This window comes from Comamonas sp. Z1, from assembly GCF_008121555.1.
GTDB classification, from domain to species: Bacteria; Pseudomonadota; Gammaproteobacteria; order Burkholderiales; family Burkholderiaceae_C; genus Comamonas; species Comamonas thiooxydans.
The window spans coordinates 116,810-142,608 of record NZ_VOQT01000004.1; the positions used below are offsets into that span (position 1 = coordinate 116,810).

Sequence of the window (25,799 nt, forward strand, 5' to 3'; positions counted from 1 at the left end):
GTGTGAGTGCCGTGGCTTGAATGATTTGATAGCTGCTTGCGTTTGATATTCATGCTTTTCAGATATGAAAATATCTGAAATCCATATTTATCAAGCGCAGGCAGCTTTTCTTTCAGGAGCATGAAGCCACGAAAGCAGCAGCAAGTCGCAGGGAGTCGCCAGCATTTCTACAATGGGGGGCTATGTTCCCGATCGACCTGCTTGACTCCGCGCCAGACGGTGCAAATTCCGGCGCCAATCCCGCCTCTCACTCGCCCCTGCTGACCGGCCTCAACGATGAGCAGCTGGCTGCGGTGACCCTGCCTGCGGGCCATGCGCTGATTCTGGCGGGTGCCGGCTCGGGCAAGACGCGCGTGCTGACCACGCGCATCGCCTGGCTGCTGCAGACCGGGCAGGCCACGCCCGGCTCCATCATGGCCGTGACCTTCACCAACAAGGCCGCCAAGGAGATGCTCACGCGTCTGTCGGCCATGCTGCCCTACAACGTGCGCGGCATGTGGATAGGCACGTTCCACGGCTTGTGCAACCGACTGCTGCGCGCCCACTATCAGGCCGCGAAGTTGCCCCGGGCGTTTCAGATTCTGGATACGCAAGACCAGCTCTCGGCCATCAAGCGTCTGTGCAAGCAGTTCAATGTGGATGACGAGCGCTTTCCGCCCAAGCAGCTGATGTACTTCATTGCGGGCTGCAAGGAAGAGGGCATGCGCCCTGGCGATGTGGTGGCGACCGACCCCGACACTCGCAAGAAAGTGGAGCTGTACCAGCTCTACGAAGAGCAATGCCAGCGCGAAGGCGTGGTCGATTTTGGCGAGCTGATGCTGCGCAGCTACGAGTTGCTGCGTGACGACGCCCATCTGCGCCATCATTACCAGCGCCGCTTTCAGCACATCCTGGTGGACGAGTTCCAGGACACCAACAAGCTGCAGTACCAGTGGCTCAAGCAGCTGGCGGGCGACGATGTGGGCGGGCGCTACGAGTCGGCCGCCAGCGTGATTGCCGTGGGTGACGACGACCAGAGCATCTATGCCTTTCGCGGCGCACGCGTGGGTAATATGGCGGACTTCATCCGCGAGTTCGACGTCAAAAACCAGATCAAGCTGGAGCAGAACTACCGCAGCTACAGCAATATCCTCGACTGCGCCAATGCGCTGATCAGCCACAACAGCAACCGCCTGGGCAAGAACCTGCGCACCAGCCAGGGCCCGGGCGAGCCGGTGCGTATCTACGAAGCGCCCAGCGATCTGGCCGAGGCTGCGTGGATGGTCGACGAGATCAAGCAGCTGGTCAGAAACGATGGCTTCACGCGCCAGGAAATTGCCGTGCTCTACCGCAGCAATGCGCAAAGCCGGGTGATCGAGTCGGCGCTGTTCAATTCCAAAATTCCCTACCGTGTGTACGGCGGCCTGCGCTTTTTCGAGCGCGCGGAAATCAAGCATGCCCTGGCCTATCTGCGCCTGCTGGAGAATCCGCACGACGACACCAGCTTCCTGCGCGTGGTGAACTTTCCCGCACGCGGCATCGGCGCGCGCACGATCGAAGTCCTGCAGGACACGGCGCGCAGCAGCGGCACCTCGCTGAGCGACGCCGTCACGGCCGTGGGCGGCACGGCCGGCACCAAGCTGCAGGGCTTTGTGGCACAGATCGATGTGCTGCGCGAGCAGACGCAAGGGCGCACGCTGCGTGAAATCATCGAGACCGTGGAAGAGCAAAGCGGCCTGATCGAGCATTACCGCAACGAGAAGGAAGGCGCGGACCGCATCGAGAACTTGCAGGAACTGGTCACGGCTGCCGAGAGCTTTGTGACCCAGGAAGGCTTTGGCCGCGATGCCGTGGCCATGCCGCTGGACGAGCAGCAGAATGCGCCGCAGCTGAGCCAGTCGCCGGTCAGCCAGGGGCTGGACCCGAATCAGCCGCTGCTGGACGAGGCGCTCAAGGCACCGGCAGGTACGGCGGCCTCCATGGTCAATGCCGATACCGGCGAGACGCTGTCGCCGCTGCAGGCCTTTCTCGTGCATGCGGCACTGGAAGCGGGCGACAACCAGGCCCAGGCGGGCCAGGATGCCGTGCAGCTGATGACCGTGCATGCCTCCAAGGGCCTGGAGTTCGATGCCGTGTTCATCGGCGGTGTGGAGGAAGGCCTGTTCCCGCACGAGAACGCCATGATGGATCGTGGCGGTCTGGAGGAGGAGCGGCGCCTGGCCTATGTGGCCATCACGCGTGCGCGCAAGCGTCTGTATCTGAGCCATTCGCAGACGCGCATGCTGCATGGCCAGACGCGCTACAACGTCAAGAGCCGTTTCTTTGACGAGCTGCCTGAGGAAGCGCTCAAGTGGATCACGCCCAGGCAAAGCGGCTTTGGCAGTTTTGCCCCTTCATCGGGCGCTGGCGGCGCCTGGGGATCCAGGGGCGCAAGCCAGTTCGGCTCCGGCTCGGGCTGGGGCGGCAAGCAGACCGAAGTCTTTGCCAGCCCGCCCGTGCCGCAGCAAAAGGCCGAGCCCGCGCACGGCATCAAGGCCGGTATCGCGGTGTTCCACAACAAGTTTGGCGAGGGCAAGGTACTGGCGGTGGAAGGCTCGGGTGACGATGCGCGCGCACAGGTCAGCTTTGGCCGCCATGGCACCAAGTGGCTGGCGCTGGCGATTGCCAAGCTGACGATTGTGGACTGAGGCATAGCGCCTTTGCCCAGCAAAAAGCCGCCTTGTAGAAGGCGGCTTTTTTATGAGGCGTTGGCGCTTATTTGGCGCTGAGCTTCATCTGGGCGGGCGAGGCCGTGATGTAGCCCACGGCGGAGCCGAACTTGTCCTTGTAGTTGGCCTTGATCAGCGGATCCAGCTGGGTCTTGACGTTGGCGTGGATGCCGCCCCAGTCGCCAGCGTGCTGGAAGTTGCTCATGATGTAGGTCCAGCCGTTGATCTCGTCCACGGCATGCAGGCCGGTGGATTCACCGCCTGCGGGCACGGACAGCACGCGCGACAGCTGCTTGGTGTCCACGTTGTAGGCCCACATGAAGTTGTTGACGTGCTGGCTGCTGTCCTCGCCGATGAACAGGGTGCGCATTTTCTCCGAGAACTTGAGGTTGTCGGGGTTGGCAATCTTGTTGGGGTTGGCGGTGTTCCCCAGGGCGTCGCCCTTGAGGGTCTTGCCGTCGCTGTCCAGCAGATCCTCGCCAGCCAGCAGGGGAGCCGTGTCCACGGGCATCCATTCGCTGCTGATGGCTGCGCCGTCGGTATCCTTCTGGCCGCCCTTGAGGTTCAGCGCCATCACCACGCCGGCCACCAACTGCTTGGGCACGGAGACGCCGTTGCCGGGCACGTTGGCGGCATTGCCGGCCACCATGGAGGACTGCACGTTCTGCAGGGCGGAGTAGGCGATCTTGTCCTTGGCGTTGACGGTCGTGCCTTCCATCTTGGTAAAGCCCAGGCTGGCACCCTTGAAGGCGGCATAGCGATGGGTTTCGAGGAAGGCGGCGGCCTTGTCCATGCCGGCGTTGATCTTGATCCACTCGGTCTTGCCGTTGGCCACGATCTTGGTGTAGCTGGAGTCACTCGGGTCGGCCTTGAGCACGGTCATGATGTCCGCAGGCTTGAGCGTGTTGGCCAGGTTTTCGATCTCGGCGCTGGTGGCCGAGCCAAGCTTGATCCAGGTCAGGGGGGCAGCGCTCTTGGCTGCAGGGTCGATGGAGAAGCCAGCACCGACCTTGGCGGCATACAGCGTGCCCGAGGACAGGTCTTTTTCCTTGTCTGCCACGAAGACGAAGTAGCCGCTGTTGGTGGCATCGTCACCCATGAGGGCGGTGCGCTGGTCGGGCATGACCTGCACCAGCTCGTGCGAGATGCGGCCCATGCAGAAGTGCTTCTTGATGGTGGCCGTGCCGTCGACATTGACGATCACTTCGGGCATGTGGCCGTAGTGGTAGGGGTTGGCCTTGTTCTTGTCGCCATACAGGTTCTCGCTGTAAGCCTGGAACATGGTGTTGGTGCCGATGCTGAAGGCATCGGGCTCGTACTCTTCAGAGGACAGATGGGTGCCCCAGGGCGACAGGCTGGCGCCGCAGGTGATCCACAGACCGTGGACCTTGGAGGTGTCCACATTGTGGTACTTGACCAGGCTCAGCTTGCCCGTAGTCTGGTCCTGATCCAGCGTCAGCACGGCGATGGGCGATGGCAGCTTGCCGTACATATCGGTCGTACCGTCCTGGGCCCAGGTGGTGTATTCGAACTGCACCACGGCGAAGACGGGCTTGCCCTTGACGCCGTCCACCTTGGCATCAGGAACGGTCAGCAACGATGTGCCGTCGGGCGAATCGGAGAAGAAGTGGCGCTCCTTGCCGGAGACGGTCTTATCGATGATCTTGTTGTTGTAGATGTCGTAGTAACCACCGGCTAGCACCTGGTCGCCCTTGCCGTTGGAGACCATGTCGCCGGTCACGAAGAAGGGCTGATAGCCCAGGTCGTAGACCTGCTCGCTCTTGTCGTCGAAAGCGACCTTGAGCTGCGAGGCCGCATACATGGTCGCCATATTGGCGGGCGTGGTCAGCGTGGGCGCTGCCATGCTGGTGAAGGTGGCGGAAACATAATTCTTGGTGACAGGAGGCGTTGTCGGCGTTGTGTTGTCATCGTCACCACCACCACATGCGGCCAGCAGGCTGGATGCGGACACGACCGAACCCAGTGGGAGCAGAGGAGCGCCGGAAAAGAGTTGCAGGGCCTTACGACGGCTGAGCAGATTTTGTGCCATGAGAGTTTCGCAGTGTGGGGTGAAGCGCAGACTTGGGGCCGCGCTGAATTGGATGAATGCCAGGACATGAGATGCATGCCTTGGTCAGTCCTGCGAATCCTAGGAAACGAATATGACAGTGCCGTGGCGGCTTGATGACGCCGGGATGAATGATCTGGCTACACGGGCCTGTGTTCAGCCCATAAAAAAGCCCCGACCTGGGGCGGGGCTGGTGCGGGGTAGTGCTCGAGCTTAGGAATCCGATGATGGCGGCGCTGTGCCCGGCGAGGAGTCGATCAGAGTCTGGTCGTCATCGGGCGGGCTGAAGCTGTCACGGAAGGTAAACACAATCGAGGTAAAAAAGATGGCTGCCAGCATCAGTGCCGTTGCCACCATCAGGCCACCGGCAATGCTGCCGATGAGCATGGCCAGTATGCCGGTCACGATGGCCAGGGCCATGCCTGAGACGATGAACACGCCGATCCAGCAGACACCGAACACCAGATAGGCACCGATATTGCGAATGCAGCCGACAAAGCTGAAGAACAGCGATTTGACGGGGCTGATGCCATGCCAGTGGATGAGCGCCGGTGCATGCCAGAAGGCCAGCGACAGCGGCAGGTAGAGAAACATGCTCAGCCACATGGCAGACTGGAACTCGGGCTCTTCGGCCAGTTCTCGGGTCATGGGGGTCTGACCCAGGTAGACGCTGGCAAACGTGCCGCCGTCCACAAGGCTGGAGGCACCGATGATGAGCAAAAAGCCTGCGGCATAGAGGCCGCCCAGCATCAGCATGGAGTGCAGATGCTGGCTGCCGGAGCGGAAAGCCACCAGCAGCAGCGCCGGTGTGGGCTTGCGGCCGTGGGCGGCTTCGGATGCTGCGACCATCATGGTCAGCGAGATGCAGGGCAGCAGTGCCAGTGCAATGACGGGGCCGATCAGCGGCAGGGCCGAGATCAGAGACATGCTGGCCATGCCCAGAAAGAACAGGGCGGCAAGGGCGAGGGGCTGGCTTTTGAAGGTGCGCAGACCCTGCAGCACCCATTGCAGACCGGTGCCGGGTGGAACGATTTGAAGTTTCATGGAAGAGGCTGAAATACTTTTGCGAGAGCGTGCAAAAGTCGCTTCTTGCACTGTACCCGAGACGGCTGAGCGGGGCCATCAAAAGCCCCGGAGCAATCAGCTTGCCTGGTACTCAGTCCAGCGTCAGCGGATGTGCGATGCGCTGGCTCAGCACGCGCTCGAAGTGGGTGGGGTCGTGAGGCTGCAGCAGTGCGGCTTCACGCGGCAGATGGAAGTCCCAGAGGCGGGAGATCCAGAAACGCAGGGCGCCGGCACGCAACTGGGCGTTGAGCAACTCGCGCTCGGGCCCGGTCAGAGGACGCACGGACTGGTAGGCCGCAAGCATGGCTTTGGCGCGCTCGGCATCATGTGCACCTGTTGCGTGATCGATACACCAATCGTTGAGGCAGACCGCCAGATCGAAGAGCCAGGTGTCCACGCCCGCGAAATAGAAGTCGAAAAAGCCGGTCAGCCGGTCGCCGTCGAACATCACGTTGTCGCGGAACAGGTCGGCATGGATGGGGCCGTGCGGCAGGGCCGCATAGCTGGCCGAGGCGGCGATATGGTTCTGATAGGCCAACTCGGCGCGCAGCATGGCGGCGGTTTCCTCGCCCAGATGGGGCAGGACCACGGGCACGGTTTCATTCCACCAGGGCAGGCCGCGCAGATTGGGCTGCTGGCGGTTGTAGTCCTGACCGGCCAGGTGCATGCGCGCCAGCATCTCGCCCACGGCAGCGCAGTGCACGGCAGCCGGGGTCAGCTGGCTCTTGCCGGCCAGGCGGTTGACGATGGATGCGGGCTTGCCGCAGACCTTGAGCAGAATGTCACCGCTGCGTGTCTCGCCCTGCGGGTCCGGCACGGGAATCCCGGCTTGTGCCAGATGCTTCATCAGGTAGAGGTAAAAAGGCAACTGCTCGGCACTCAGGCGCTCGAACAGTGTCAGCACCCACTCTCCCTGGTCGGTCGTCAGAAAATAGTTGGTGTTTTCAATGCCGCCTTGAATGCCGCGCAATTCCTTGAACGCGCCTAGGGACATGCGGCGCAGCAGCTCGCGCGCATCTTTATCGGAAACTTCGGTGAAAACAGCCATGGTGAATACGCCGGTCTGGGGCGACCGACCGAACTAGCGGGGAGAAGGTGTCTATATGCAACAGGGCAGTGAAGCACTGCCCTGTCATGAATGGGGAAAAGCGCGCCGCGCTTCAGAATTTGATGAAATTCCAGACGCGGGTGCCCGTGGTGTCGCCGCTGTTGTTGTCGCGGTTGCGGGCTGCGCGGGCGCCGTCGTTGGACTGCACCTCGTACTCGGGCATGGAGCCGACCTTGGGTTGCACGGTGATGCTCTGGGTCTGACCGCCCACACGGGTTTCATCCACACGGCTGCCAGCATCTTCCACGCGGATATGTTCGATCCGCTGGTTGTGCCTGCCGGTCGCCGCCGCGTTGTCCTGCTGGCCCTGGGGCGCAGGAGCGACCACGGCATTGGCCGGAGCAGGAGTGGGGGACTGGGCCAGAACGGATCCGGCAGCCAGGCTCAGGATGATGAAAAGTGGTGCAGCGCGCATGATGCATAGATTGTAGGGCGACTTCGAATTGTCCCACCAGGCGCAGCCTGTCTTTGGGCTGCAGCTCGGAGGAGCCGGGCACGCGTGCACAATCCGGGGTATGAGCAATTCCAAGACCCTGGTGCTGGTGGACGGCTCCAGCTACCTCTACCGCGCCTACCATGCCATGCCCGACCTGCGGGCGATTCCAGGCGACCCGGCCAGCCCGGCTACGGGCGCCATCCGCGGCATGGTGAACATGATGCAGGCGCTGAGGAAGGATGTGCAGGCCGATTACGCCGTCTGCGTGTTCGATGCCTCGGGCCCGACCTTCCGCGACGAGATGTACACCGAGTACAAGGCCACGCGCTCGCCCATGCCCGATGACTTGCGCAGCCAGATCGAGCCCATCCACGAGGTGGTTCAGTTGCTGGGCTGGAAGGTGGTGGCCGTGCCCGGCGTGGAAGCCGATGACGTGATCGCCACGCTGGCGCAGACCGCGGCGGCCCAGGGCATACAGGTCATCGTCTCCAGCGGCGACAAGGACTTGAGCCAGTTGGTCAACGAGCATGTGACCATCATCGACACCATGAACGGCAAGAAGCGCGACGTGGCGGGAGTGACGGCCGAGTTCGGCGTGCCGCCGGCGCTGATGATCGACTACCAGGCCCTGGTGGGCGACACCGTGGACAACGTGCCCGGCGTGACCAAGGTCGGGCCCAAGACAGCAGCCAAGTGGCTGGAGGAGCATGGTTCGCTGGACAATCTGATCGCCCGCGCCGCAGATATCAAGGGCGTTGCCGGTCAGAACCTGCGCGATGCGATTGCCAGCGGTCAGCTGGCGCTGAGCCGCCAGTTGGTGACCATGAAGACCGATTGCGATCTGTCCTCCTATATCAGCGGCCTGCCGCAGCTCGATGCCATCACGCTGGCCGAGCCCGATAGCGCAGCGCTTGCGCCCTTCTACGAGAAATACGGCTTCAAGGGCCTGGTGCGCACGCTGGGCGCCGCAGCAGCCGAAGCCAAGGCGGCCAAGCCAGGCAAGGCTGCCAAGGTCGACAGTGCCCAGGGCGGCCTGTTCGATGCCGATGACGCGGCGGCGACCGAGGTCGCCGTGACTGCCCAGCAGCGCGATGTGCTCTACACCACCATTCTGAGCGAGGCTCAGCTCGATGAGTGGCTGGCCAAGATCAGCGCCGCCGAGCTGACGGCGCTGGATACCGAGACCGATTCGCTGGACGAGATGGTGGCCCGCATCGTCGGCATCTCCTTCAGCGTGGCCGTGGGCGAGGCCGCCTATATTCCGCTGCGCCACGAAGGCATGGACGTGCCCGAGCAGCTCGATATGGACATGGTGCTGGCCAGGCTCAAGCCCTGGCTGGAAGATGCCGGCAAGAAGAAGCTGGGCCAGCATGTCAAATACGACCAGCATGTGTTTGCCAACCACGGCATCACCGTGCGCGGCTATGCGCACGACACCATGCTGCAGTCCTATGTGCTCGAAGCCGACCGCCCGCACAATCTGACCAGCCTGGCGCTGCGCCATGTGAGTCGCAGCGGCATCAGCTACGAGGACCTGTGCGGCAAGGGCAAGAACCAGATTCCGTTTGCCCAGGTGAGCGTGGACAAGGCCGCGGCGTACAGCTGCGAGGACTCCGACCAGACCCTGGATGTGCACAACACCTTGTGGCCGCGCATCCAGGCCCATGCCGGGCTGCTGCATATCTACGAGCTGGAAATGCAGACCAGCGAAGCGCTGTTTCGCATAGAGCGAAATGGCGTCAGCATCGACGCGGGTGAGCTGGCACGCCAGAGCAATGATCTGGGCGCACGCATCCTCAAGCTCGAGGAAGAGGCTTACGAGATTGCGGGCCAGCCCTTCAATCTGTCCTCCCCCAAGCAACTGGGCGAGATCTTCTTCGACAAGCTGGGCATGCCCGTCGTGAAGAAGACCGCCACCGGCGCGCGCAGCACGGACGAGGAAGTACTGGAAAAGCTGGCCGAGGACTATCCGCTGCCCGCCAAGCTGCTTGAGCACCGCTCGCTGTCCAAGCTCAAGGGAACTTACACCGACAAGCTGGCGCAGATGGCCCTGCCCAGCGATGGCCGCGTGCACACCCACTACGCCCAGGCCGTGGCGGTGACGGGGCGCCTGTCCAGCAATGACCCCAATCTGCAGAACATTCCGGTGCGCACGCCCGAAGGCCGCCGCGTGCGCGAAGCCTTTGTGGCACCCGAGGGCAAGCTGATTGCCAGCGCCGATTATTCACAGATCGAGCTGCGCATCATGGCCCATCTGTCGGGCGACGAGGCCCTGTTGAGCGCCTTCAAGAACGGCCTGGACGTGCACCGGGCGACGGCGGCCGAAGTCTTCGGCGTGAGTGTGGACGAGGTCAGCAGCGAGCAGCGCCGCTATGCCAAGGTCATCAACTTCGGCCTGATCTACGGCATGAGCAGCTTCGGCCTGGCCAAGAACCTGGGCATTGAAACCAAGGCGGCGGCCGCCTATATCGACAAATACTTCCAGCGCTATCCCGGCGTGAAGCGCTATATGGACCAGACCGTGGAGCTGGCCCACGCCCAGGGCTATGTGGAGACCGTGTTCGGCCGCCGCCTGGTGCTGCCCGAGATCAATGGCGGCAACGGCCCGCGCAAGAAAGCGGCCGAGCGCGCCGCCATCAACGCCCCGATGCAGGGCACGGCGGCCGATCTGATCAAGAAGGCCATGGTGGCCGTGCAGGCCAGGCTGGATACCGAAAAGCCCGAGGTGCTGGTCATCATGCAGGTGCATGACGAACTGGTGTTCGAGCTGCCTGAATCCGCCAGGGACTGGGTGCAGGCCGAGATCCCTTCCATCATGGCCGGCGTGGCCGACCTGTCCGTGCCGCTGCTGGCCGAGATCGGCTTTGGCAGCAGCTGGGAAAAGGCGCATTGAGCTTTTCACCCAAAGGCGCACTGATACGCGTTCGTCCCGGGGCGACTAGGTCTTGCCGAGACGAATCCTTAAAAAAGAGAGCTGCTTGCGCTTTCTAATAAAGAATTTCAGGTTGTTTTTGACCTGAAGTGCTTTGTTCACATGCGCTGTCAGCTCCTGAATTGTTCTGGCTTGTTGCGGGAAATATCTTGTTCAAAGGCTTTGCAATGACGCCCGCCGTGCGCATGGGGTTGTCGATTTCGGTGGCGACGGGGCTGTACGGCATCTCCTTCGGCGCGCTGTCCGTGGCGGCGGGCCTCAGCCTCTGGCAGACCATGGCGCTGAGTGCGCTGATGTTCACGGGCGGTTCGCAGTTCGCCTTCATCGGCGTGGTTGCGGGCGGCGGCAGCGGCATGGCGGCCGTGAGCGCGGCCTCGCTGCTGGGCGTGCGCAATGCCATCTACGGCATGCAGATGAGCCGTCTGCTGGGTGTCAAAGGGCTGCAGCGCTGGCTGGCCGCGCACTGGACCATCGACGAATCTGCGGCCACGGCATCGGGGCAGGAAGATCTGGCCGAGCAGCGGCGCGGCTTTTGGGTCGCAGGGGCGGGCGTGTTCCTGCTCTGGAATCTGTTCACCTTGCTGGGCGCGCTGATGGGCAATGCGCTGGGCGACACGCGCCGCTTCGGTCTCGACGGAGCCGCCGTGGCGGCCTTTCTCGGTCTGCTCTGGCCGCGCCTCAATGCGCGCGAGCCGGTGGCGCTGGCACTGGGCTGCGGGCTGGTCACGGCCCTGGCCATACCCTGGGTGCCCGCAGGCGTGCCGATTCTGCTGGCCGCGGCCCTGGGCGCCTTCTGGGGCTGGGTGCGTCCTTCGGAGGCTGAGCAATGACGCTGTCCCTGTGGCAATGGATTTTGCTGGCCTGTGCGCTGGCCTTTGTGACCAAGCTGCTGGGCTACAGCCTGCCCGAGCGCTGGATGCGCAGCCCGCGCATGGCCCAGATCGCGGCCTGTCTGACGGTGGCGCTGCTGGCATCGCTGACGGTGATGAACACCTTGGCCAGCGGCACGCGCATCAGCCTGGATGCGCGTCTGGGCGCCTTGCTGGTGGCGGCGCTTGCCCTGTGGCTGCGGGCACCGTTCTTGCTGGTGGTGATTCTGGGGGCGGCCGCTGCGGCGCTGCTGCGCTGGCTGGTCTGAGCTGACGGAAAGGCACTGGCCTTAGACTGCATGGCCAGCCCGGCTTGCTGCGCGAGCCGGGCTGGCTTGAGATTCCATCAACCCAAGGAGGATCCATGAAGTACGAAGACATCGCTCAGGATATGCAGGGGCTGCTTGGCGGTCGCACCGATGCCCGGCCCAGCCGCCGCGCGGCCTTGCGCACAGCCCTGGGGGCCGGTCTGGGCGTGGGCTATGCCTGCGCTGCCGGGCCGGTCATGGCACAGACGGCCATCAAGACTCCGGTCGACGGCCTGACGGCAGGTGAGGTCAGCATCGATGTCAAAGGCTTCAAGCTGCCGGTCTACCGGGCCATGCCTGCGGGCAGGCAGAATCTGCCCGTGGTGCTGGTGATCTCCGAAATCTTCGGCGTGCACGAATACATTGCCGACACCTGCCGCCGCCTGGCTCGTGCCGGCTATCTGGCGATAGCGCCCGACCTGTTTGTGCGCCAGGGCGACCCCATGGCCTATGCCGAGATGGCCAAGCTCATGAGCGAGGTGATCGCCAAGGTACCCGATGCCCAGGTCATGGGCGATCTGGACGCGGCCGTGCAATGGGCGGGTACGCAGGGCGGCGATGTGAAGAAGCTGGCCATCACCGGCTTTTGCTGGGGCGGGCGCATCACCTGGCTCTATGCGGCGCATGCCCCGCTCAAGGCCGGCGTGGCTTGGTACGGGCGTCTGCAGGGCAACAAGAACGATTTGCAGCCCAGCTATCCGCTGGATCTGGTGGGGCAGCTCAAGGCGCCGGTGCTGGGCCTGTACGGCGGCAAGGACACGGGCATTCCGCTGGAGTCGGTCGAAGCCATGAAAGCAGCTCTCAAGACCGGCTCTGCGGCCGCCAGGGCCTCGGAGTTCGTGATCTTCCCCGAGGCGCCCCATGCCTTCCATGCCGACTACCGCCCCAGCTATCGCGAGCAGGCCGCGCAGGACGGCTGGACCCGCATGCTGACCTGGTTCAACCAGCATGGCGTGGCTTGATGCCTCATACGCTGAAATTTTCGGCCCGGGGGGCTTGACAGCTTTGCTAAGGTGAAAGAAGTCCCGGCGTGCCATGCATGTCATGCGCATCCGGGGCTGACGGTATGGGGATAGTCGCAAGCGGGCCGCGTTGGGCGGCGCATTCTGCGAAAATCCTCAAGATTCGCCTGTAAAAGGTTGCGGTTAAGCCATATAAAGCTATGACATTGGTAGCAATTATTCTGGCCACCCTGGCTGCTGGTATCGGCAGTGTCTGGGTGGCCGCCTTGTTGATGAGTCTGGGAGGGGGGCGCACGCCAGGGCTGATGCCTCAGCGTTTGCTGAGCCTGGCGGCGGGAGCCTTGCTCGCCACGGCCTTTATGCATTTGCTGCCCGAGGCGTTCGAGAGCCACGGCAAGTCCCATGATCTGTTCGTGGTGCTGCTGATCGGGCTGGTGTTTTTCTTTCTGCTGTCCAAGGCCGAGCTATGGCACCACGGCCATGAGCATTCGCATGGCGACGCCCACCAGCATGTTCCCGTGCACCATGCTCACGGTCATGGCCACGATCACCAGCATGGTCACGCCCGTCATGAGCATGGCGAGCATACGCACGCTCACAGCCATGGCAAGGGCGGCTGGGCCATTCTGACGGGCGACAGCGTGCATTGCTTTGGCGATGGCGTGCTGATTGCATCGGCTTTCGTGGCCGACATCCGTCTGGGCCTGATCGCCGCGCTGTCGGTGCTGGCGCATGAGGTGCCTCATCACATGGGCGATATCGTGGTGCTGCGCCAGTCCAGCAGCAATCGCCGCGTGGCGCTGATCAAGGTGTCCATGGCAGGGGCCGTGACAACGCTGGGCGGGGTGGCTGGCTATTTCCTCATCGGACAGCTGCACGAGCTGCTGCCATATTTCCTGGTCATTGCGTCGAGCAGCTTCATCTATGTGGCGCTGGCCGACCTGATTCCCCAGCTGCAAAAGCGCCTGAGCGCCAAGGAAACCGCAGCCCAGGTCTTCTGGCTGCTGCTGGGCATCGTCATCGTGACGGTGATGAGCGGTGCGGCGCACAACCATGGACACGAGCATGAGCACGATCATGGTGCCGAGGTCGGGCATTCGCACGAGCCCGCCCCCGCGCCCGCGGCTGCTCATGAAGCGGCGCACAAGCACGAGCATTGATTGCAACTGCATTCGATAAAAAAACCGGCTTCCAGCCGGTTTTTTTATTCAGGAAATATCTTTGAGTTCGGTCTTGACCGCCGCCAGCTGGCGGCGCGAGACCGGCAGCAGCTCGCTCACGCCCTGCAGGCGCAGGCCCCAGCCTTCGCCTTCCTGCGGGTCGTCATATTTCTCGAGGCCGCGCAGGGCCGCACGCAGCACCAGGGCGTTGCGGTGTATGCGCAGCAGATGCTCGCCATGGCGGGTTTCGAGATCGGCCAGTGCTCCGTCGAGGATGTAGTTGCGCTGCACGGTGCGCACGGTGATGTATTTCTGCTCTGCCTTGAGAAAACGTACTTCGGACAGCGGCAGCCGCAGCGTGCCGCCGCGCTCCTGGATCAGCAGGACGGGGCCGCTGTCCACGACGCTGCGCGTGCTCAGCGCACGTTCGGCCTTTTGCAGCGATTGCTGCAGGCGTTCCAGGCGTACGGGCTTGGTCAGATAGTCCACGGCATCGAGCTCGAAAGCCTGTAGCGCATGGCTGGCATGCGCTGTCACGAACACGATGGCGGGCGGGTTGGGCAGCTCGGCCAGAGCCGCTGCCAGTCGCAGCCCGTTGTGGCCCGGCATGTGGATGTCCAGCAGCACCAGTTGCACCGGGGCCGGCTGTGCAGCCTGCAGCATCTGCAGGGCTTGTTCGCCGTCGGCGGCTTCCTGAATATGGTGGGGGCCATGTGCGCAGTCGCCGAGCAGAGTGCGCAGTCTGGCGCGAGCCAGAGCTTCGTCATCAACGATCAGAATGTGCATGACGGGATTCTCCCGGTTTTGGCGCGGTCTGCTGCAAAGGCACGCTCAGGCGCACTACATACAGCCCGTCGCGCACCTTGGCGCTGAAACTGCCTTGCAGGTCGTGCAGCAGCGACAGCCTGGCCCTGACGTTGTCCAGGGCCATGCCATGGCCCGTGCTTTGATGCTCGGCACTGGCCGGCGGCAAGGTGTTGATGATCTGGATCAGTGCTTCGTTGCCGCGCCTTTCGGTGCGGACCTGCAGCTTGCCGCCGCGCGCATTGGGCTCCACGCCGTGACGGATGGCGTTCTCCACCAGCGGCTGCAGCAGCAGCGGCGGCAGCAGTGCGCCATGCACGCTTTCATCGAGCTGCCACTGCATCTGCAGCCGCTCGCCAAAGCGAACCTGCTCTATGGACAGATAGCGCTGGGCCAGCTCTATCTCTTGCGCCAGCGTGGTGGTTAGATGGGGTTCGGCCAGCGCATAGCGAAACAGGTCGCTGAGGTCCTCGAGCAAGGCCTCGGCCTTGGCGGGTTCGGCACGCACCAGCGCAATCGCGCTGTTGAGGGTGTTGAACAGAAAATGCGGTCTGATGCGTGACTGCAGCTCGGTGAGACGGGCCTGAGTCTGCGCCGGCGTGTTGCCGCGCGCGCGTAGCACCAGCGCCGTCACGAGCAGCGCGGCCAGCAGGCCTCCCGTGACGGCACTGGCCAGCCAGGGGGCTTTGGCTATGCCGATGAAGAACAGCATGCCGCAGGCATAGAGCCCTGCGAGCGCGCCCAGCAGCACGCCGGCCAGATATTGGCCGCGCGTGTCCAGACGCTGCAACTGGTGCTTGAGGCTGCAGGCGGCGATCAGCCAGACCAGGGTGCCTGGCAGGCAGGCGCCGGTGAGCAGAGCCGCGCTGGTAAACCATTCCCAGAGCGAGTCCGCGCCATAGATGGCGGCCGTGCTCACCACCACCTGTACAAACAGCACGGCACGCAGCACCACGCCGGCATTGCAGGCGTCGAACACCAGGGCCGGGCGGGCCGATGCGGGAGTGGCGGCGATGAGCGGTGAAATGGGCACAGGTGGTCTGGAGCAGGGCGGTGTCTTGGATGCAGACTGGGGCAAAAAAGCACAAAGGGCATCCCTGTCGACAGGGCAGCATGCCCGGTCCGAATTTGCGCAAGTCCTGTGATTATTGGCCAGCAGCCGCTGTGCAGCTGCAATTCGCGCGGCGTCTGTCAGTTTGATGCATCAGCGTTTGTGCTGACTCAAAACTAGGCTGCAGCCCTGCCTGCGGCCTGATAGCGTCTGAGCGACCAGACCAGGCCTGCGAGAATCAGCAGCATGGGTGCCAGCTCGCCGAGCCGTGGCAGGCGCTGCTCGTAGAGGAAGTGGTAGGCCAGGGCGAACAGGGTCTCGAATACCAGCAGTTGGCCCACGAAGGTGATGGGCAGGCGCTGGCTGGCGGCATTCCACATCCAGTTGCCCAGCCAGGACGAGAGCACGGCCACGGCCAGGTTCAACAGCCAGAACAGCTGCCAGCGCTGGGCTGGAATGTCGGGGTTGTTGGCGCCGCTGGCCTCCGGCGATACCAGCCAGAGCAGCGCCCAGAGCAAGGCGCTGATCAGCCCTACGACCAGACCCCAGAGCGTGGACCATTCCGTGCCGTTGAAGCGACTCTGCGCCAGATAGCGGGTGTTGTCCAGCGCGTAGCGGCTCCAGCAGAGCATGGCCAGCACGGCCATCAGCACGCCCAGCAGATAGCGCCCCTGGCTGCCTTCGGGCCCTGTGGTCAGCGCATGGGCGTTGACGAGCACGATGCCGGTCAGGATCAGTGCCATCGGCGCCAGCATGCGGCGCAGCGGAAGCGCGCCATGGGTGTTGCGGCCCAGCAGCGGCACGGTGACGGGAACCAGGCCCACGATCAGCGAGGTCACGGCCATGCCTATCCATTGCACGGCCGTGGCAACCAGGGCAAAGTACACCACATTGCCCGTCAGGGCCAGCCAGACCAGATGCCGGATATCGGCCGCTTGCAGCCTGGGCAGCAGCCTGGTGGCCCGAGGCAGAAAAACGCATAAGGCCACTACACCATAGAGCACGAAGCGGCCAAAGGTGATCTGCAGCGGCGAGAACTCCGGCAGCATGGCCGGCACGAGAAAAATCGCGCCCCAGAGCGCGCAGGCGGCCAGCGCAAAACCGAGGCCGGAAATCAGGGAAGAGCGGGAATGCATGCCGGGAGGCGCGTCAGCCGCTTGGGCAGCGGCCTGGGAGGGAAGTGAGCGGGGACGATGTGATTGTCCGCGCAAGCCAGAAACCGGGTGGCTGCAGCCGGATTTGTCGGCTCGGGGAAATAAGGCTTGCAGGCCTTATCCATCAATTACATGGTGCTATTGATTAGTGAGTTTTTGGGGCGCGAATGCCGCTTTGTCGCAGTGGCCGGCAATGGCTCTGGGGTGCTCTGGCGCCGGCGCCGGGTCAGGCCGATAAAATCCCTGTTTCTGCTTTGCACAGCCGTCACGCCAAACTTCTGCATTGGGCGGCCTGTGGTTTTACGGGATTGTTGCCCTCACATGTCTACATCTGCTCCTTCGCACAACCAGCTCGATTCCAAGGCCGAAGCCTGGTCTGCCCTGTTCTCCGAACCCATGAGCGACCTGGTCAAGCGCTACACCTCCAGCGTGTTCTTTGACAAGCGCATGTGGCAGGCCGACATCCAGGGCTCTCTGGCGCATGCCGAAATGCTGTCGGCCCAGAAGATCATTGCGGCCGAAGATTTCGCTTCCATCCAGAAGGGCATGGCGCAGATCACGGCCGAAATCGAGGCCGGCACTTTCGAGTGGAAGCTGGATCTGGAGGACGTGCACCTGAATATCGAGGCGCGCCTGACCCAGCTGGTCGGCGATGCCGGCAAGCGTCTGCACACCGGCCGCAGCCGCAACGACCAGGTGGCCACCGACGTGCGCCTGTGGCTGCGCAGCGAGATCGACCTGATCGAAGGCCTGCTCAAGGAGCTGCAACGCTCGCTGGTCGACGTGGCTGCCAAGAATGTGGACGTGATCCTGCCCGGTTTCACCCATCTGCAAGTGGCCCAGCCCGTGAGCTTCGGCCACCATATGCTGGCCTATGTGGAAATGTTCAAGCGCGACGCCGAGCGCATGCTGGACGTGCGCAAGCGCGTCAACGTGCTGCCCCTGGGCTCTGCCGCCCTGGCCGGCACCACCTACCCGCTGGACCGCGAGCGCGTGGCCAGGACCCTGGGCATGGAAGGCGTGAGCCAGAACTCGCTGGACGGCGTGTCCGACCGCGACTTCGCCATCGAGTTCACCGCTGCTGCCTCGCTGTGCATGGTGCACGTGAGCCGCCTGTCGGAAGAGCTGATCATCTGGATGAGCCAGAACTTCGGCTTCATCAAGATCGCCGACCGTTTCACCACCGGCTCGTCCATCATGCCCCAGAAGAAGAACCCCGACGTGCCCGAGCTGGCACGCGGCAAGACCGGCCGCGTGGTCGGTCATCTGATGGGCCTGATCACGCTGATGAAGGGCCAGCCCCTGGCCTACAACAAGGACAACCAGGAAGACAAGGAGCCGCTGTTCGACACGGTGGATACCCTCAAGGACACGCTGCGCATCTTCGCCGAGATGATCGGCGGCCAGCTCAACCCCGCCAGCGGCGTCAAGGAAGGCGGCATCACCGTGAATGCCGAGAACATGCGCGCTGCTGCCCTGAAGGGCTATGCCACGGCCACCGACCTGGCCGACTATCTGGTCAAGAAGGGTCTGCCCTTCCGTGACGCCCACGAAACCGTGGCTCACGCCGTGAAGCTGGCCACCATGAAGGGCGTGGACCTGACCGAGCTGCCGCTGGCCGAGCTGCAGGCCTTCAACCCCAATATCGAGGCCGATGTGTTCGAGGCCCTGAGTCTGGAGGGCTCGCTCAATGCCCGCAACACGCTGGGCGGTACGGCTCCGGCGCAGGTGCGTGCGCAACTGGCCAAGCACCACGCTCGTCTGGCCTGATGGACTCAAGCACTGTGGCGTAACGTTCACGCCTTGAAAGCGCCCTTTGCCGGGCGCTTTTGTTTTGGTTAGTCTGGAAAAAGCATAAGGAGAAAACACATGACGCAATCTCGTCGTCAATTGCTGAGAGCCGGTGCGGGAGCGGTGGCAGCATCGGCCCTGGGCCCGCTGGCCTGGGCCTCGTCGGGCCAGCCCATCCGCATTCTGGTGGGCTTTCCGCCCGGCGGTGGCTCGGATGCGATTGCGCGCCTGCTGGCCGACAAGCTCAAGGACGAACTGGGCGGCGTGACGGTGCTGGTGGAGAATCGCCCCGGTGCCGGCGGCCAGATTGCCGCGCAACTGCTCAAGGCCTCGCCTGCCGATGGCCATACGCTGTTTCTCACGCATGACCACACCATCTCCATCCTGCCCAAGGTCGTGAAAAAGCCGGGCTTCGATCCGCAACAGGACTTCATTCCCGTGGCCGGGGTCGCCACTTTCGTGAATGCGCTGGCCGTGTCCAGCAACACGCCGGTGAGGAATCTGGCCGAGTACGCGGCCTGGGCCAGGGGCAGTGCCAAGAACGGAACCATCGGCATTCCGGCTCCGGCATCGACGCCCGAATTTCTGGTCAAGATCCTGGCCGACCACTACAAGCTCGATCTGGTGGCGGCACCGTATCGCGGCAGCGCTCCCTTGCTGGCCGATATGCTGGGCAATCAGATTCCTGCCGGCATTGCCTCGGTGCCCGACTTCATGGAGAACCAGAAGGCCGGCAAGTTGCGCGTGATCGGCGTGCTGGGCGCCAAGCGCCAGGCCTCCATGCCCGAAGTGCCGACCTTGCTGGAGCAGGGCATCAAGGGCTTCGAGGACATGCCTTACTACGGCATCTTTGCGCCCAAGGGCGTGCCCCAGGCCTTTGTCGAGCGCTTTTCTGCAGCTGTGGGCAATGTGCTCAAGCAGCGTGACGTCTACGCGCAGCTGACGGCGTTGGGGCTTACAGTTGGATACATGAATCCCCGCCAGTTGGGGGAGCGTGAGGCCGCCTATTCCAAGGTTTGGGCCGGTATCATTCAGCGCAGCGGTTTCCAGCCGCAGTAGTTTCGCGCGTGCGGCACCTGCTCAAGGCCCTGCTTCACTTGCGAGGCAGGGCTTTTTGCATTCTGCCGTCTCGCACTGCTGCGTCGCTGACTCCAGACTTCAGATTCAAACAGCCAGGGCCGGCCACGCCGGCCCCAAAAGGAAGTGACTGTATGACTGTGCCTTATGCAGAGGGAAGGAAGAGGGAGCAGATCGCGCCGCACTGGCGCGCGCTGCTCAAGGCAGGCCTGTTATGGGGCCTGGCGGCCACGGCGGCCCATGCCGTGGGGGTGCGCCAGTTCAGCCCGCAGGGCGATGTAAGCAAGGTGGGCCAGGTGGTGGTGCAGTTCGATGGGGCAGCCGTGCGCTTTGGCGACCCCAAGGCCGCGGCGCCGGTCAATCTGCAGTGCAGCAATGCGCAGGCCGCCAAGGGCACGGGGCGCTGGAACAGCGAAAAGGAATGGGTCTTCGACTTTGCCCAGAACCTGCCCGCCGGCGTGCGTTGCACGGCCCAGCTCAACCCGCAGTTCAAGAGCGTATCGGGCGGGGCCCTGACGGGCGCAGCCAGCTATCAGTTCCAGACCGGCGGACCGCAGGTGGCCAGCATTGCGCCCGACACCTATGAAGAGGTGGACGAGCAGCAGTACTTTGCTCTGCGCCTGACGGGCGCGGCATCCGTCGACAGCCTCAAGCAGCGCGTCTGGTGTACCTCCGAAGGTGTGGGCGAGCGCATTCCCGTGCAACTGATCGAGGGCAAGGACCGCGAGGCCGTGCTCGAGCAGCGCCACTGGGACAAGGATGCCGCCAAGAACCCGCAGAACTATGCGGTGCTGGCCTGTAACCGCCGTCTGACTTCGGGCAGCAAGATGACCCTGGTCTATGGCAAGGGCGTGGCCATGGCCAACGGCCTGGTCAGCAAGGACGAGCAGCGCTACGAGTACCAGGTGCGCCAGCCCTTCAGCGCCGACTTTAGCTGCGAGCGCGAGAACGCCAACGCCGCCTGCCTGCCGATCCGTCCCATGCGGCTGTCATTCAGCGCGCCGGTGCCGCGCAAGCTGATCGAAGGCATACGCCTCAAGAGCGGTGCCTCGGCCGTGGCACCCATCATCGAGCAGAACGGCGATAAGCTGGCCGAGGATTCGCTGGTGGACAGCGTGAGCTTTCCCGCCACCATGCAGCCGAACTCCAAATATGTGGTGGAGCTGCCGCCGCAGTTCAAGGATGCAGCGGGCCGCACGCTGAGCAATGCCAATCTGTTCCCGCTGGCCACGGCCACGGGCAATATGCCGCCGCTGGTGAAGTTTGCCGCCGCGCCCTTCGGCATCGTCGAGCGCTTTGCCGAAGGCCCCAAGGGCCCGGCGCTGCTGCCCGTGACGCTGCGCAATGTGGAGCCGCAGCTTCTGGGCAAGTCGCTGGACGCCAGCGTGGTGCGCACCAAGAAGGGTGGCTCGGATGCCGACATCATCGCCTGGCTCAAGAAGGTCGAGCGCTATGACAGCTACAGCGTGGAGCGCAAGCGCGCTGCGCGCGATGTGAAGGTCTTGCCTCCTGTCATCAACGACGACAAGCACTGGGTGCAGACCCGCATGCTGTCGCTGCTGGACGGCCAGAGCCAGACCCAGACACTGGAGCTGCCCAAGGCGGCCAAGAGCGATCCGCGCCCCTTTGAGGTCGTCGGCATTCCGCTGAACCCGGGCTTTCAGGTAGTGGAGATTGCCTCGCCCATGCTGGGCCAGTCTCTGCTCGACGAAGGCTATGGAGCGGGCCGCACCATGTATGTGCGCACCTCGGTGCTGGTGACCAATCTGGCCGTGCACTTCAAGCTGGGCCGCGAGAACTCCGTGGCCTGGGTGACGACGCTGGACAAGGGCAAGGTGGTGCCGGGCGCGACGGTGCAGGTCTCGGACTGCAACGGTCAGGCGATTGCTTCGGCCGTCAGTGATGCCCAGGGTCTGGTGACCTTCAACGGCCTCAATCCCAATCCGCCTTCCTGCAGCAACGAAGACGGCTACTACCGCAGCAACTCCTATTTCGTGAGTGCGCGGGCCAAGACCGAGGCTGGCGAGGAACTGGCGTTTGTCTGGAGCAACTGGAACAAGGGTATAGAGTCCTGGCGCTTCAATGTGCCGACCAGCTCCAGCAGCAAGCGCGACGAAGTCGCGCATACGGTGTTTGACCGCATGCTGTTCCGAGCCGGCGAAACCGTGTCCATGAAGCACTTTCTGCGTGCCCTGACGGGCCCCGGCAAGAACTCCACGGGTTTTGAACAGACCCAGGACAAGCCTGACCGCCTGACCATCACCCATCTGGGCAGCGGCCAGCGCTTTACCCAGGCCCTGAGCTGGAATGCCAACGGCAGCGCGAGCAGCGAGTTCCCCATCTCCAAGGCCGCCAAGCTCGGCGAATATGCGGTGGAGCTGGGCTATACCAATGGCAGCGGCCGTCGCTCCAGTTTCAGCACGGGCATCTTCCGTGTCGAGGAGTTCCGCCTTCCCGTGATGGAGGGACGTGTGGGCCCGGCCGGCAAGGAGCAGCTCTACGCTGTCAGCAGCGTGCCTGCCGAAGTGCAGATCAACTATGTCTCGGGTGGTGCCGCCGCCAATCTGCCGGTCAAGGTGTCGGCTCTGCTGCGCTCCAAATCGCTGGATTTCGCGGGATGGGATGGCTTCAGCTTCAACCCGCCGCGCAGTGCCCAGGACGTGGGCAGCAGCGACGATGAAGAAAGCACGGCGGCCGACGACACCAAGGTCGTGGCCGACAAGCTGCCCGTGACGCTGGACAAGAACGGTCTGGGCAAGGTCAGCATCGACAAGCTGCCCAAGTCGGGTGAGCCGCGCGAGCTGCTGATGGAAGCGACCTACGCCGACCCGAATGGCGAGGTGCAGACCCTGCGCAGCACGCGCACCATCTGGCCGGCTGCCGTGGTGGCAGGCGTGCGCTCCGAGAACTGGATCTCGGTGGACCGCAAGCTGCGCTTTCAGGCGCTGACGCTGGATACGGCAGGCAAGGCCCAGGCCGGCGTGCCCGTCAAGGTCGAGGCCGTGGCGCGCATCACCACCTCCAGCCGCAAGCGACTGGTGGGTGGCTTCTACAGCTACGACAACCAGACCACGCTCAAGAATCTGGGCACCGTGTGCTCGGGCACCAGCGACAGCCATGGCCTTGTGCAATGCGAGGCCCAGCTGTCCCAGCCGGGCGAGGTGGAGCTGATCGTCAAGGCCGCCGACAAGGAAGGCCGCAGCAGCCAGGCCGCGACCTCGGTGTGGGTCACGGGCCAGGGCGAACTCTGGTTCGGCGGCGAAGACCATGACCGCATGGACGTGCTGTCCGAGCGCAAGAGCTATGAGCCCGGCGAGACCGCGCGCTTTCAGGTGCGCATGCCTTTCCGTCGCGCCACGGCGCTGGTGGCCGTGGAGCGCGAAGGCATCGTCAGCACCCAGGTGGTGGAGCTGGCGGGTGACAACCCCACGGTGGACGTCAAGATCGAAGACAACTGGGGCCCCAATGCCTATGTCAGCGTGCTGGCGCTGCGCGGCCGCCTGATGGAAGTGCCCTGGTACAGCTTCTTCACCTGGGGCTTCAAGTCGCCGCTGGAGTGGTGGCGTGCCTTCTGGAATGACGGCAAGGAATTCATCGCGCCGACTTCCATGGTGGACCTCTCCAAGCCTGCCTTCCGTTTCGGCATGTCCGAAATTCGCGTGGGCCTGAAGAGCAATACGCTGGACGTCAAGGTTTCCTCGGACAAGTCCAGCTACAAGGTGCGCGGCACGGCCAAGGTCACCGTCAAGGCCACGCTGCCCGATGGCAAGCCTGCAGCAGGTGCCCATGTGGCGCTGGCGGCCGTGGACCAGGCCTTGCTGGAGCTGATGCCCAACAGCAGCTGGAATTTGCTCGATGCCATGCTGACGCGCCGCGAATGGGGCGTGCAGACGGCAACCGCCCAAATGGAGGTGATCGGCCGTCGCCACTACGGCAAGAAGGCCGTGCCTGCGGGCGGTGGCGGTGGCCGCAGCCCCACACGCGAACTGCTCGACACCCTGCTGCTGTGGAAGCCCGATGTGGTGCTGGACGGCAACGGCATGGCGCTGATTGAGGTGCCGCTCAACGACGCCCTGACCACCTTCCAGGTGGTGGCCGTGGCCGATGCGGGCGTGAGCCTGTTCGGCACCGGCCAGGCGGCGATCCGCACCACGCAGGATCTGCAGATCATCAGCGGCCTGCCGCCCCTGGTGCGCGAGGACGATCAGTTCCGCGCCCAGGTCACGCTGCGCAACACCTCGGCCAAGGCCATGAAGGTGGAGGTCACGCCGCGCGCCACGCTGCTGGAACTCAAGGCCCAGACCGTGGAGATTCCCGCCTGCGAGGCGCGTGAAGTGGCCTGGGATGTGAAGGCTCCGGCTCAGCTCTCCGGCACGCGTGCCGAGGCGCTGATCTGGGAGATTTCTGCGCGCGACACCGCTGGTGGCGCCGATGCGGCGCAGGATGCGCTCAAGGTCAGCCAGCGCATCGTGCCCGCCGTGCCGCTGTCGGTGCAGCAGGCCACGCTGGTGCAGGTCAACGGCAGCTATAGCGTGCCCGTGAATCCGCCAGCCGATGCGCTGCCAGGCCGTGGCGGCCTGCAGATGTCGCTGGTACCCAAGCTGACCGAAGGTCTGCCCGGCGTGCGCGACTGGTGGGCCCGCTACCCCTACTCCTGCCTGGAGCAGACCACCAGCAAGGCCGTCGGCATGAACAACGCCGAGCTGTGGGGCAGCACCATGGCCCAGCTGCCCAACTATCTGGACGGTGACGGCCTGGCCAACTACTTCCCGCCGCAGGACGGCTCGGTCAGCCGCGGCAGCGATACGCTGACCGCGCATCTGCTTAATCTGTCGGCCATGGCGCAGGGCGTTGACAAGCGCTTCGTGATCCCCGGAGCCGAACGTACGCGCATGGAGGACGGCCTGATCGCGTTTGTGGAAGGCCGCATCCAGCGCAACTTCTGGAGCCCGCGCAAGGATCTGGAAATGCGCAAGCTGGCGGCGATTGCTGCACTGGCACTGTCGGGCAAGGCCACGCCGCGCATGCTCGACAGCATCAATGCCACGCCCAACCAGTGGCCCACGCACACGGTCATCGACTGGGTGATGCTGCTGCAGCGCATGAGCGAGGCGCCCCAGCGCGATGAGCGCCTGGCTCAGGCCATGCAGATTCTGCGTGCCCGCCTGACCTACAACGGCACGCGTGCCGGCTTCTCGACCGATCAGGACGATGGCTGGTGGTGGCTGATGCAGGGCCCTGACGTGAATCTGGCGCGCCTGATCCTCGCGACCATCAACGACCCGGCATGGGCCGAAGACATGCCGCGCCTGGTCAGCGGCTTTATCGCTCGCCAGCAGGGCGGTGCCTGGAACACGACCACGGCCAACCTCTGGGGAGCTCTGGCGCTGCGCCGCTTCTCGCAGAAGTTCGAGTCCGAGCCCGTGGCCGGCAGCACCGTGGCCAGCATGAACGGCAACGAGGCCAAGGTGAACTGGGCCGAGGTCAGGCGCGCCACGTCCGAGGATGCGCAGGGCACGGCCCATGCCAACAGCGTCTTTGGCGAGCCCGTGCGCGCCGGCGGCCTGATGAACAACACCATGTTCATGCCCTGGGCCAAGGCCGGCAAGGGCCAGCTGAGCGTGACGCAGCAAGGCACGGGCAAGCCCTGGCTGACCGTGCAGTCCGTGGCGGCCGTGGCCCTGAAGGCACCGTTCAGCGCCGGCTACACCATCAAGAAGACCGTCACGCCCGTGGAGCAGGCCGACAAGGGCCTGTTCGGTGGCGGTCAGTACACGCGCGGCGATGTGCTGCGCGTGACGCTGGAGGTGCAGGCCAAGACCGATATGACCTGGGTGGCCATCACCGATCCCGTCCCCACGGGGGCGACCATTCTGGGCGGCGGCCTGGGCCGCGATTCGGAGATCGCGTCCAAGGGCGAGAAGCAGGAGGGGGCCGGCTGGCTGGCCTACGAAGAGCGCAGCTTCGAGTCCTACCGTGCCTACTACCAGTACCTGCCCGCAGGGACGACCAAGGTCGAATACACGGTGCGCCTGAACAACGCCGGTGAATTCGCCCTCCCGCCCACGCGTGCCGAAGCGCTGTATGCGCCCGAGATGTTTGGCGAGATTCCCAACACCAAGCTTAAGGTGGTGATGCCCAAGTAAGCCTTCAGCGGTTTCCCGGCCATACGCCAAGCCCCGGTCTGCGCAAGCAGCCGGGGCTTTTTTCATGCACTGATGCTATGGATATTGAAGCTGCTTTCGCATTTAAAAAGGATGATTCAAGATCATTTCTATCTGAGATCAATATATAGCAGGCGCCAGAAGCTCCTGTTTTTATTTGGTT

At 63.9% G+C, this 25,799-nt stretch carries 16 protein-coding genes; 9 read left to right on the forward strand and 7 right to left on the reverse strand.

What is annotated here, in order from left to right:
• Positions 1-182: 182 nt before the first annotated feature.
• Positions 183-2,666: a UvrD-helicase domain-containing protein gene (locus FSY45_RS09460; protein WP_046460318.1), complete on the forward strand. Its 2,484-nt coding sequence runs from the start codon at positions 183-185 to the stop codon at positions 2,664-2,666.
• 67 nt (positions 2,667-2,733) lie between these two features.
• Here FSY45_RS09460 and FSY45_RS09465 read toward each other — a convergent pair whose 3' ends face one another.
• The 4 genes from FSY45_RS09465 to FSY45_RS09480 all read right to left on the reverse strand — a co-directional run bounded on the left by FSY45_RS09465 (position 2,734) and on the right by FSY45_RS09480 (position 7,343).
• Positions 2,734-4,737: a PhoX family phosphatase gene (locus tag FSY45_RS09465; protein WP_046460319.1), complete on the reverse strand. Its 2,004-nt coding sequence runs from the start codon at positions 4,735-4,737 to the stop codon at positions 2,734-2,736.
• 231 nt (positions 4,738-4,968) lie between these two features.
• Positions 4,969-5,799, reverse strand: coding sequence for a BPSS1780 family membrane protein (locus FSY45_RS09470; RefSeq protein WP_046460320.1), 831 nt, complete (start codon positions 5,797-5,799; stop codon positions 4,969-4,971).
• 112 nt (positions 5,800-5,911) lie between these two features.
• Positions 5,912-6,868, reverse strand: a complete 957-nt coding sequence (locus FSY45_RS09475) for a homoserine kinase (RefSeq protein ID WP_046460321.1) — start codon at positions 6,866-6,868, stop codon at positions 5,912-5,914.
• Between the two features lie 112 nt (positions 6,869-6,980).
• Entirely contained in the window at positions 6,981-7,343 is a 363-nt protein-coding gene (locus tag FSY45_RS09480; protein WP_003067794.1) for a hypothetical protein, read from the reverse strand.
• 100 nt (positions 7,344-7,443) lie between these two features.
• Between FSY45_RS09480 and polA the strand changes: the two genes are divergently transcribed.
• The 5 genes from polA to FSY45_RS09505 all read left to right on the forward strand — a co-directional run bounded on the left by polA (position 7,444) and on the right by FSY45_RS09505 (position 13,595).
• Positions 7,444-10,257, forward strand: a complete 2,814-nt coding sequence (polA, locus tag FSY45_RS09485) for a DNA polymerase I (protein WP_046460322.1) — start codon at positions 7,444-7,446, stop codon at positions 10,255-10,257.
• A gap of 188 nt (positions 10,258-10,445) precedes the next feature.
• A complete protein-coding gene (locus FSY45_RS09490) occupies positions 10,446-11,126 on the forward strand; it encodes an AzlC family ABC transporter permease (protein ID WP_222864859.1) in 681 nt (226 codons plus the stop codon).
• Complete coding sequence (locus FSY45_RS09495; RefSeq protein WP_003067787.1) at positions 11,123-11,434, forward strand: AzlD domain-containing protein; 312 nt, start codon at positions 11,123-11,125, stop codon at positions 11,432-11,434. Before FSY45_RS09490 ends, FSY45_RS09495 begins: the two co-directional genes overlap by 4 nt.
• Before the next feature lie 95 nt (positions 11,435-11,529).
• On the forward strand, positions 11,530-12,435 hold the full coding sequence (locus FSY45_RS09500; RefSeq protein WP_003067785.1) for a dienelactone hydrolase family protein: 906 nt from the start codon (positions 11,530-11,532) through the stop codon (positions 12,433-12,435).
• Between the two features lie 200 nt (positions 12,436-12,635).
• On the forward strand, positions 12,636-13,595 hold the full coding sequence (locus tag FSY45_RS09505) for a ZIP family metal transporter (RefSeq protein WP_003067784.1): 960 nt from the start codon (positions 12,636-12,638) through the stop codon (positions 13,593-13,595).
• Between the two features lie 48 nt (positions 13,596-13,643).
• On the opposite strand, the gene FSY45_RS09510 is transcribed toward FSY45_RS09505, so the two are convergent.
• From FSY45_RS09510 to FSY45_RS09520, 3 genes are all read right to left on the reverse strand, one after another.
• Positions 13,644-14,381 (reverse strand): LytTR family DNA-binding domain-containing protein, encoded by a 738-nt coding sequence (locus tag FSY45_RS09510; RefSeq protein WP_003067782.1) that lies wholly within the window; start codon positions 14,379-14,381, stop codon positions 13,644-13,646.
• A complete protein-coding gene (locus FSY45_RS09515; protein ID WP_046460323.1) occupies positions 14,362-15,432 on the reverse strand; it encodes a sensor histidine kinase in 1,071 nt (356 codons plus the stop codon). Before FSY45_RS09515 ends, FSY45_RS09510 begins: the two co-directional genes overlap by 20 nt.
• Positions 15,433-15,626: 194 nt before the next feature.
• A complete protein-coding gene (locus tag FSY45_RS09520) occupies positions 15,627-16,586 on the reverse strand; it encodes a DMT family transporter (RefSeq protein ID WP_046460324.1) in 960 nt (319 codons plus the stop codon).
• A 339-nt stretch (positions 16,587-16,925) separates the two neighbouring features.
• Between FSY45_RS09520 and argH the strand changes: the two genes are divergently transcribed.
• The 3 genes from argH to FSY45_RS09535 all read left to right on the forward strand — a co-directional run bounded on the left by argH (position 16,926) and on the right by FSY45_RS09535 (position 25,618).
• On the forward strand, positions 16,926-18,374 hold the full coding sequence (gene argH / locus FSY45_RS09525) for an argininosuccinate lyase (protein WP_003067776.1): 1,449 nt from the start codon (positions 16,926-16,928) through the stop codon (positions 18,372-18,374).
• Positions 18,375-18,473: 99 nt separating this feature from the next.
• On the forward strand, positions 18,474-19,454 hold the full coding sequence (locus FSY45_RS09530) for a Bug family tripartite tricarboxylate transporter substrate binding protein (RefSeq protein ID WP_034353263.1): 981 nt from the start codon (positions 18,474-18,476) through the stop codon (positions 19,452-19,454).
• 152 nt (positions 19,455-19,606) lie between these two features.
• The gene (locus tag FSY45_RS09535; RefSeq protein WP_148748055.1) at positions 19,607-25,618 is read left to right on the forward strand and encodes an alpha-2-macroglobulin; all 6,012 of its coding nucleotides are present in this window, start codon (positions 19,607-19,609) and stop codon (positions 25,616-25,618) included.
• Positions 25,619-25,799: the final 181 nt, after the last annotated feature.

Coding starts and splice junctions, on each gene's coding strand:
- FSY45_RS09465 (WP_046460319.1), bottom strand. CDS start 4,737: ATGGCACAAAATCTGCTCAGCCGTCGTAAGGCCCTGCAACTCTTTTCC.
- FSY45_RS09535 (WP_148748055.1), top strand. CDS start 19,607: ATGACTGTGCCTTATGCAGAGGGAAGGAAGAGGGAGCAGATCGCGCCG.
- polA (WP_046460322.1), top strand. CDS start 7,444: ATGAGCAATTCCAAGACCCTGGTGCTGGTGGACGGCTCCAGCTACCTC.
- FSY45_RS09460 (WP_046460318.1), top strand. CDS start 183: ATGTTCCCGATCGACCTGCTTGACTCCGCGCCAGACGGTGCAAATTCC.
- FSY45_RS09520 (WP_046460324.1), bottom strand. CDS start 16,586: ATGCATTCCCGCTCTTCCCTGATTTCCGGCCTCGGTTTTGCGCTGGCC.
- FSY45_RS09510 (WP_003067782.1), bottom strand. CDS start 14,381: ATGCACATTCTGATCGTTGATGACGAAGCTCTGGCTCGCGCCAGACTG.
- FSY45_RS09470 (WP_046460320.1), bottom strand. CDS start 5,799: ATGAAACTTCAAATCGTTCCACCCGGCACCGGTCTGCAATGGGTGCTG.
- FSY45_RS09500 (WP_003067785.1), top strand. CDS start 11,530: ATGAAGTACGAAGACATCGCTCAGGATATGCAGGGGCTGCTTGGCGGT.
- FSY45_RS09475 (WP_046460321.1), bottom strand. CDS start 6,868: ATGGCTGTTTTCACCGAAGTTTCCGATAAAGATGCGCGCGAGCTGCTG.
- FSY45_RS09505 (WP_003067784.1), top strand. CDS start 12,636: ATGACATTGGTAGCAATTATTCTGGCCACCCTGGCTGCTGGTATCGGC.
- FSY45_RS09495 (WP_003067787.1), top strand. CDS start 11,123: ATGACGCTGTCCCTGTGGCAATGGATTTTGCTGGCCTGTGCGCTGGCC.
- argH (WP_003067776.1), top strand. CDS start 16,926: ATGTCTACATCTGCTCCTTCGCACAACCAGCTCGATTCCAAGGCCGAA.
- FSY45_RS09480 (WP_003067794.1), bottom strand. CDS start 7,343: ATGCGCGCTGCACCACTTTTCATCATCCTGAGCCTGGCTGCCGGATCC.
- FSY45_RS09530 (WP_034353263.1), top strand. CDS start 18,474: ATGACGCAATCTCGTCGTCAATTGCTGAGAGCCGGTGCGGGAGCGGTG.